Raw genomic sequence first — 7,556 nt, 5'->3', positions numbered from 1 at the left:
GGCCATAGCCCGGTCCAGGCGCCTCACCGCCGCGCAGGAACACCTCGGCACCGCCCTCGCCCGGGGCGGCGGCATCCTCGTCATCATTGCCCGCTTCGCCCCGGCCGGCCGCTCGGTCGTCTCCCTGGGCGCGGGCGCCGCGCATCGCAAGGTGAAGGAATTCCTGCCCTGGTCGGCCCTGGCGGGCGTGGCCTGGGCCGGTTACAGCGTCGGCCTCGGCTACCTCGGCGCCCAGTGGCTCGGCGCGACCTGGCTGGGCACGGCCGTCTCGGTCCTCGCCCTGTTCGTGGCAGGCTCCCTGGCCGCGTACGTCATGCGCCGCCCGGCAGCGGAGGCGGCCTCCCAGGCATCGACCGCGACGGCCGCTACAACGTCCTGACAGCGCCCCGTATCTCCAGACCGTCCAGCAGCCTGGCGGTAGCCTCGGCGATCACGTCGACGGCCTGGTCGAACACTTCCTGATTGTGCGCGGCCGGAGCCCGGAAGCCGGACACCTTGCGTACGAACTGCAGGGCGGCAGCCCGAATCTCCTCCTCGGTGGCCTCTTCGGGGAGGGCGGGCGGGCGAAGGGTCTTGATACTGCGGCACATGCCTCCAGTGTGGCCCGGGCCACTGACAACGGGCGGGCGAGGCGAGCGTCCGCACCCCCATTTGCCGGTCGGTCTTACTTCACCGCCCCCCGTTCCGCCCTCCTCATCGCTCACTGCTCCGTTCGACGGCGGGAATCTCGTACGCACCGTCGAGGATCTCGGGCCCCGGTTCATAGAGCCTGAGCACCGACTGGAAGTCCCCGCCGGGCGCGGGCAGCCAGTTCGCCGCCGCAGCCGGGTCGGTCGGCCGCTCCCTCCGGATGTGAATCGTCAGCGAACCGTCCTCGCCGTATACGAGATCCGGGGTGCGGTCACCGATCGAATACCGCGCGGCCGGGTTCTCGGCGAGGTGGTGGTCCGATGTGTCGCGCAGGGTCACGGACCAGAACGCCCCGACCGGCGGCTGCCGCTCGAAGCGCAGCACATAGGAGCGGGCGCCGTTCAGCTGCTCACCGTCGGCGTCGCGGAAGGCGCGGGCGTACACCGCCTCGTAGCCGTGGTTCCCCCACGGCCCGCTCCGTGCCGCCACCGCTCTCGTCGAATAGGAGGCCTCCCGGTCCGCGATCCGCCACTGGGGGGAGTCGATGGTCCCGACGCCGTGCCAGTCGAGGTTGTAGTCGAAGAGGTGCGGATCCATCTCCCAGCCCCCGCCCGCCTCGGCGAGCCGGCCCGCCTCCTCCACCCGCGCCCTGCCCCGTGCCAGGCCCTCGGTCAGTGCGTGTACGAGGGCGGGGTCGGCGGACACGTACGGCGACGGCCCCTCCTCCAGCAGCCCCAGTGGCTGGAACCGGTCCTGATACGCCTGGTCGGCCGCGGACGGCGGGAAATCGGCCATCCACACCCTGAGCCGCTCGAAGAACCTCAGCAACTCCGGTACGTCTGGGTCGGGTGCCGGGAGACCTGTGCGATGGGTACCCGGTTCGAGATGCGTGAGGGCAAGCTGTGCCTGAAGCTCGCGGACCCGCCCCATGTCGTCCGGACCGTTGAAGGCATTGCGGCCGATGACGGAGACGACGGAGGTCGGTGCGTCGATCACCCCGCGCACCCCGTCCGGCGTGCTGCCCGACCAGCCGGGCGGCACGACGAGCCAGTCCCCGGCCTCCGTACCGGTGGCACGGTGGCCGACGTACGCGAAGTTGTTGGTCCAGACGTCCACGAACTGCAGCACGTAGTACGCGCCGTCCGTGTCCGGGACATGGAGCAGGACCGGCCCGCCGGAGAGGTCGAGTTGGGCGACCGAGTAGACCGTGTCGTTATCGAAGGGCACGAAGTGCATTTCGGGGGACGTCGGTTGACCGGAGTGCGCGAAGTGGTTGAAGGGAGCGGGCGGCAGCGGACCGAAGCCCGTGTGCATGAAGTCCTGGACCATCGACAAGTCGTGGACCAGCGGATACCCATAGACATACGCCTCGGCGGCAAGGGCGACGAGTTCTTCCGTGTTCTCCTCCGACACCGCAGTCCTTTCACTCACTCACTCGCTCTCCCGCTCACGGCGCGGGTGAACATGGACCGACTACCGGCCATGACGACCGAGTCGGGCCCGTACGCCCTGATGGCTCAGATGACCACCTTCGAGTTCTCCGTACACAGGGCCCAGATCACGAATGCGTCGATGACGATGGAGATGACCGCCCAGACCGGCTGGTACGGCAGCCAGACGAAGTTGACGATCAGGCTGACGGCGGCAAGCAGCACACCCGTGGCACGGGCCCAGATGGCGCCCTTGAGGATGCCCCAGCCGACGCATCCGAGCACGATGCCGAGGACGAGGTGAATCCATCCCCATGCGCTCACGTCCAACTTGAACGTGTAGTTCCTGACGTGCGCGTAGACGTCGTCGGAGGCGATACCGGTGATGCCCTTGATCACTCCGAGGACGCCGTCGACGAGAAGCAGTACGCCGGCGAACACGATCCCACCGGCCGCCCAGGGGTTGATGCCCCCGAGTTCGGCGGAAGGGGCCGGGCCGGGCGTGGGCGCTGTGTGTGCCATGGAAACTCCTTGACCGGAGCGGGACTGCAAGACAGAACCGACCCTGCGTGGCGCCTCCCCGGGCGACCACCCGGACGCGCCCGTACGGGTGACGACCCGAGAAGCGCGGCAGTGAAGCCGGGCAGCCGCCGCAGATCAACACCTGGCCTCCCCCAAACGACCCTGCGCCGGCCTTCACCTGGTTCACCGAGGCGTTGCGCGCCCGGCTGCGCAGCACCTCTGATGCGGCCTCACCGGGGCGAACCTAGACTGACGAACGTCCGAAAAGTCCCTGATGAGGGAGGTGTGCAGCATGGCCAAGCGAGGCAACAAGCGACGCGCCCGTAAGAAGAAGAACGCCAATCACGGCAAGCGCCCAAACGCCTGAGCCGACGAGCAGGCAGCAGGCAGGGGGCGCGGTCTCCGCGCCCAAAAGATGTCCTGCCCCTGGCTGACAACGATGTGACTCAGCGCCGGCTGCGGAGACCGTACCGGTCGACCGAGTACATCACCTGCGGTGCGTCCCACTCCGTGAAGCAGTCGATGTGGCGCATGCCGATGGCTTCGAGGAGCCGACGCGAGCGGACATTGGCCGCTTGAGTGACCGCGATGATCGACGGGTTGTCCGAGGGGACCTCCTCCAAGGCCCGGTCGACGACGGCGGTCACGGCTTCGCGGGCGTACCCGTGGCCCCAGTACTCAGGCAGGAGGGAGTAGGACACCTCCCGGCGACCGTCGAACCTGGACTCCGGATCGACCGATACGGAGCCGATCACGGTCGCCGTGTCACGTGTGACCACGCTGAACGTGTTGGGGTGCAACGCGAAGTGCTGTTGGTAGGACGGCAGCTTCCGTTCTTCAACGGGCCCTCCAAGGAAGCGCCGGACCTCGGGGTCCGTCCAGAGCCGGGTGAACTCGTTCACGTCGGCGGGTTCGGCGGGACGCAGCAGGAGCCTGGAGGTGCTGATGCCGGCGGGCCAGGGATCCATGGCGGGCAACGAAGACATGCGTCGAGCATCGCAGCAAGGCCCAGGACCGACACCGCCGTGTAATTTCCTGGCATCGCTCGCGCAGGGGTTGTGAGCTGCTGCCGGTTTGCTGCACTGGAGTTAGGAACGGTGACTTTCGGCAGTGCCGGGACGCCCCTCGGCTGAGTACCGTCGTCCGGGTGTACAGAGCAATGATCAGCGGTGCGGCCCGGTGGGCCGTCGAACCGGGGAGCCTTCTGACCGTTGCCGCGGCGGGCTGTGTCGGGCTGAGCGCCGTCAATATGTGGTGGGCCCTGCCCGCGGCCGCGGCTGCCTTCTTCGCCGGCCGGGAGCCGGGAAGGACCGGACCCACGGTCCTGGTGCTCGTCGCGGTCGTCGCGGGCGGAGTCGTGGCGGTGGCCCTGGTGCCCTCGTGGCTGCTGATGGCGGGGCGGTTCGTCGCCGTGGTGGTGGCCGCGATGCTGCCCTGGTTCGCCGGGCGCTTCTGGCGCCAGTATCAGGAGCTCGTCCGGGCGGGCTGGGAGCGGGCCGGCCGGCTGGAGCGCGAACAGCAGCTCGTCGCCGAGCAGGCGCGGTCCCGGGAACGGGCCCGGATCGCCCAGGACATGCACGACGTCCTCGGGCACGACCTCAGTCTCATCGCCCTGTCGGCGGGCGCCCTCAAGCTCGCTCCCGGCCTGGACGAGGCCCAGCGGGCCGCGGCCGGGGAGATCCGGGCCCGTGCGGCCGCGTCGGTGGAGCGGCTCGGCGAGGTGATCGGCATCCTGCGCGAGGAGGCGGACGACGAGCTGCCGCGGCCGCCCGGCACCGGCATTCCCCGGCTGGTCGAGGAGGCCACGGCCGCCGGTCTCGCGGTCGACCTGCGGATCGACGGAGATGCTGACGGGGTGCCACCCCCGGCCGCGCGGGCCGCCCACCGGGTCGTCCAGGAATCCCTGACCAATGCGGCCAAGCACGCGCCGCACGCACAGGTGAGCGTGCGGGTGACGCACACGGCCCAGAAGACGACGGTCCGGGTACAGAACGGACCCTCGCCGGCTCGGGGCGCTCCGGAGGGCGTACCGGGCACGGGGCGAGGGCTGATCGGGCTCGACGAACGGGTGCGGCTGGCGGGCGGCACGTTCGCACACGGTCCGTACGCCGACGGCTTCGCGGTCACCGCGCGGATACCGCACACTCCGACCGCCCGCCGCCCGGCCGCGGCACCCCGGGCGTCGGCCCCGGCACTGCCCCCGGAGCACCGGCACGCCCGCAGTCGTGCCCGTCGGGCGCTGGCCACCGCGGTCGTGCTGCCCCTGGTGGCGTGGGCGGTGCTGAGTGCCGGGCTCATGGGCTGGGACATCCGCTCGGCCCGGCAGTCCGTGCTGGACCCTGGCGACTACGCCCGGCTACGAGTGGGACAGGATCGGGACGCGGTGCGACGGCTGCTGCCCGAGCGCCAGACCACCCAGCGGCCGGTGGTGGCCGGGGAACCGAAGGGAGAAGACACCACGTGCGAGTACTACGCGATGACGGCGGACCGCTTCGACGACCGGTCCGGGGACACCTACCGGCTCTGCTTCCGGAGCGGCAGGCTGATGTCCAAGGAGGCTCTGACCCCAGGAGTGCGCCGCGCAGGGAAGGGACGGTGAGCGGCCGGTGATCCGGGTGCTGATCGCCGACGACGAGCCGATGATCCGCAAGGGTGTGGGCTCCGTTCTGTCCACCGATCCGGAAATCGACGTCGTCGCCGAGGCCGCCGACGGGCACGACGCCGTGGAGCTGGTCCGCCGCCATCGCCCGGCCGTCGCCGTGCTCGACATCCGGATGCCCGGGATGAACGGCATCCAGGCGGCGACCGAGATCCGGCGCACCGTGCCGGAGACGGAGGTCGTGATTCTCACGACCTTCGGTGAGGACGACTACATCCTCCAGGCGCTCGGAGGCGGCGCCGCGGGCTTCCTGATCAAGTCGGGCGAGCCCGAGGAGCTCATCGCGGGGGTCCGCGCGGTGGCCGACGGCGCCGCCTATCTGTCACCGAAGGTCGCGGCGCGGGTCGTCGCCCATCTCTCGGCGACGGGCGCGGGCGCTCTGGCCGGCCGCCGCACCGCCGCCCGGGAACGGGTCCGTGCGCTGACCTGCCGGGAACGGGACGTACTGGCCTTCCTCGGCCGCGGGCTGTCCAACGGACAGATCGCCCGGCGGCTCCATGTGGTGGAAGGGACGGTCAAGGCCCATGTGAGCTCCATCCTGGCCAGGCTGGGTGTGGACAACCGTGCCGCCGCGGCGGTCGTCGCCCACGAGGCCGGAATCGTCGCGCCTGCGGAGCCGCCTCCCGAGCGCTGACGCCGCGGTCCGGGCGAGCGGCAGGAAGGCGAGCAGCACGGCCGCCACCACCGAGGCGCCGAGGGCCGCACCGGCCAGCACGTCGTGCGGGTAGTGCACCCCCACCAGGACCCGCAGCAGTGCCGCCGCCCCGGCCAGCGGCAGGGTGACGGCTGCGAGGCGCGGCCGCAGCACGGCCAGGCCCACCGCGAGGCCGGCGGCCAGGGTGGCGTGGTTGCTCGGGAAGGACCAGTCGCCGGGGGCCGGGCACTCGGCGACGACCTCCGCGCCGCTGTGCAGGACCCGGCAGGGGCGCGCCTCGTCCACCACTTGCTTCACGGCCTCGCTGACCGCGTAGGCCAGTACGGTGCCGATGCCGGTGAGCACGGTACCGGCGGACAGCCGGGTGTCCCCACGCCGTACGGCACCCCACCAGGCCCACACCAACAGCAGCCCGAGAGCCACCAGGGTGCCCTCGGTGGCCGCCTCCAGCAGCGGCCCCGTCCATGAGGGGCCGTCGGCCACCGCCCCGGTCAGCGAACCGTACGCGGACGCGGACGCGCCGCCCGTCACCTCCACGGCTCCGGACCTGCCCAAGCCGTCCGGGGCAAGCCCCACGACAGCGGCCGCGCCCGCCCCCAGAACGACACCCGCGGCCAACGGCCGCCCGTTGCGGGCCCTGTTTCTTCCGGTCTCTCGTTTCATGAGAAGTGAACCTAGAAGCGGGGCAAGCGGAAGACCCGGGCCGAATGGCGGGTGCCCACCCCCGACGATCGTCGGGGGTGCGCCGTGCCTGCGGGGGCGGGTGGGAGCCTTACTGTCCGTCCGGCAGGACCGGCGGCCCCGCACTCAGAAACTGTGCGGCGGTCGCAGCCGACTGGGTCACCGCTCGGTAACCCCCCGTGAGGTCGTATGCCTCCAGAGGCTCGATGATCTCTCTGCTGTTCTTCACACGACCAGCTTCGCCAACCGATATCGCTTCAGATCCGGGGAGACATCCAGCCGTCCGTGGGGAAATCCTTGGCCATGGCTGGGGCGCTGAGTGGCCACCTACGGGGGGTATCCACTGGCCGCCGTCGGCTGAGCCCGGTCACGTCGGCGTCACGCCGCGGTGATGCCCAGCCCACCACGATGACTGGTGCAGGCAAGCGTGAACCCGCTTTCACCCGCAAGGAGAGCACCATGATGAGAAGCATCCGGCAAGGAATCCCCCGCCTGATCGGCGCGTCGTGCTTGGCCGCGGCGCTTGCTGGCGGGGTAGGCGTGACCAGCGCCGCAGCAGCGCCCCAGGACCTGTCAAAGGCCCCGTCCGCGAACATCTGCACTCGGTCCCAGCCGCAATTCTGCACCGGTAACGTGCTCCAGCAAGGTGCGCAGACCGGACGGGGCAGCGGCAATGTGCTCCAGCAGGGTGCGCAGACCGGACGGGGCAGCGGCAATGTGCTCCAGCAGGGCGCGCAGACCGGACGGGGCAGCGGCAATGTGCTCCAGCAGGGCGCGCAGACCGGACGCGGCAGCGGCAATGTGCTCCAGCAGGGCGCGCAGACCGGACGCGGCAGCGGCAACGTCCTCCAGCAGGGCGCACAGACCGGACCCGGCAACGGCAACGTCCTCCAACAGGGCGCACAGACCGGACCCGGCAACGGCAACGTCCTCCAACAGGGCGCACAGACCGGACCCGGCAACGGCAACGTCCTCCAAC

General features: G+C 70.8%; 8 protein-coding genes and 2 pseudogenes. 5 read left to right on the top strand and 5 right to left on the bottom strand.

The features are described from left to right. The coding region (locus ABTZ94_RS28715; RefSeq protein WP_502967323.1) for a DedA family protein at positions 1-379 on the top strand (379 nt) is incomplete at its 5' end. Here the strand turns inward: ABTZ94_RS28715 and ABTZ94_RS28710 are convergent. The 3 genes from ABTZ94_RS28710 to ABTZ94_RS28700 all read right to left on the bottom strand — a co-directional run bounded on the left by ABTZ94_RS28710 (position 366) and on the right by ABTZ94_RS28700 (position 2,582). Next, the gene (locus ABTZ94_RS28710) at positions 366-590 is read right to left on the bottom strand and encodes a DUF2277 domain-containing protein (RefSeq protein ID WP_351204899.1); all 225 of its coding nucleotides are present in this window, start codon (positions 588-590) and stop codon (positions 366-368) included. The two genes, ABTZ94_RS28715 and ABTZ94_RS28710, sit on opposite strands and share 14 nt — an antisense overlap. Before the next feature lie 103 nt (positions 591-693). Further along, positions 694-2,061 (bottom strand): DUF1254 domain-containing protein, encoded by a 1,368-nt coding sequence (locus ABTZ94_RS28705; protein ID WP_351204897.1) that lies wholly within the window; start codon positions 2,059-2,061, stop codon positions 694-696. An 86-nt stretch (positions 2,062-2,147) separates the two neighbouring features. After that, positions 2,148-2,582 (bottom strand): DUF7144 family membrane protein, encoded by a 435-nt coding sequence (locus ABTZ94_RS28700; RefSeq protein WP_351204895.1) that lies wholly within the window; start codon positions 2,580-2,582, stop codon positions 2,148-2,150. A gap of 292 nt (positions 2,583-2,874) precedes the next feature. Between ABTZ94_RS28700 and ABTZ94_RS38010 the strand changes: the two genes are divergently transcribed. Beyond that, a complete protein-coding gene (locus ABTZ94_RS38010) occupies positions 2,875-2,949 on the top strand; it encodes a 50S ribosomal protein bL37 (protein ID WP_015034725.1) in 75 nt (24 codons plus the stop codon). Positions 2,950-3,028: 79 nt separating this feature from the next. On the opposite strand, the gene ABTZ94_RS28695 is transcribed toward ABTZ94_RS38010, so the two are convergent. Further along, the gene (locus ABTZ94_RS28695; RefSeq protein WP_351204893.1) at positions 3,029-3,568 is read right to left on the bottom strand and encodes a GNAT family N-acetyltransferase; all 540 of its coding nucleotides are present in this window, start codon (positions 3,566-3,568) and stop codon (positions 3,029-3,031) included. 161 nt (positions 3,569-3,729) lie between these two features. Here ABTZ94_RS28695 and ABTZ94_RS28690 point away from each other — a divergent pair, with 161 nt between their 5' ends. After that, on the top strand, positions 3,730-5,181 hold the full coding sequence (locus ABTZ94_RS28690) for a sensor histidine kinase (protein ID WP_502967322.1): 1,452 nt from the start codon (positions 3,730-3,732) through the stop codon (positions 5,179-5,181). Between the two features lie 7 nt (positions 5,182-5,188). Then, positions 5,189-5,875, top strand: coding sequence for a response regulator (locus tag ABTZ94_RS28685; RefSeq protein WP_351204891.1), 687 nt, complete (start codon positions 5,189-5,191; stop codon positions 5,873-5,875). Here ABTZ94_RS28685 and ABTZ94_RS28680 read toward each other — a convergent pair. Continuing rightward, positions 5,855-6,559 (bottom strand): annotated as a pseudogene (locus ABTZ94_RS28680) (phosphatase PAP2 family protein); the annotation flags it as partial. The gene ABTZ94_RS28685 and the pseudogene ABTZ94_RS28680 overlap by 21 nt on opposite strands. A gap of 651 nt (positions 6,560-7,210) precedes the next feature. Here ABTZ94_RS28680 and ABTZ94_RS28675 point away from each other — a divergent pair. Beyond that, positions 7,211-7,556: pseudogene (locus tag ABTZ94_RS28675) on the top strand (hypothetical protein); the annotation flags it as partial.

It is taken from the genome of Streptomyces sp. NPDC002785 (genome assembly GCF_040295565.1).
GTDB lineage: Bacteria > Actinomycetota > Actinomycetes > Streptomycetales > Streptomycetaceae > Streptomyces.
This window is presented reverse-complemented; position numbering and strand designations above follow the sequence as displayed.